Source organism: Achromobacter sp. GbtcB20 (assembly GCF_019091095.1).
GTDB classification, from domain to species: Bacteria; Pseudomonadota; Gammaproteobacteria; order Burkholderiales; family Burkholderiaceae_B; genus Achromobacter; species Achromobacter mucicolens.
Genome location: NZ_JAGXJZ010000312.1, coordinates 1 through 366 on the forward strand (window position 1 = coordinate 1; position 366 = coordinate 366).

General features: G+C 62.6%; 1 protein-coding gene. It reads right to left on the reverse strand.

Annotated features, from left to right (window positions below; genetic code table 11):
* Positions 1-89: 89 nt before the first annotated feature.
* Positions 90-366: 4Fe-4S dicluster domain-containing protein (locus tag KVT32_RS29130; protein WP_217619319.1), on the reverse strand; the 277-nt coding region annotated here is incomplete at its 5' end.

A 366-nucleotide genomic window follows, 5' to 3' on the forward strand; every position in this document is an offset into this window, starting at 1 on the left:
CCATGCCAATCCGAACGCCAGCAAAAACCTGCGGTCCAAACAAAAACAGCCCGCCAGGCGGGCTATTGTCGATACGACGAGCGAACGTCTTACATGTTCGGATAGTTCGGCCCGCCGCCGCCCTCGGGCGTGACCCAGACGATGTTCTGGGTCGGGTCCCTGATGTCGCAGGTCTTGCAGTGCACGCAGTTCTGGGCGTTGATCTGCAGCCGGTCCTGGCCTGTCTCGAGCTTCACGAACTCGTAGACGCCGGCAGGGCAGTAGCGCTGCTCGGGGCCGGCGAACTTCGCCAGGTTGACCTCGACCGGGATCGCCGGATTCTTCAGCGTCAGGTGCACCGGCTGGTCTTCGGCGTGATTGGTGTTC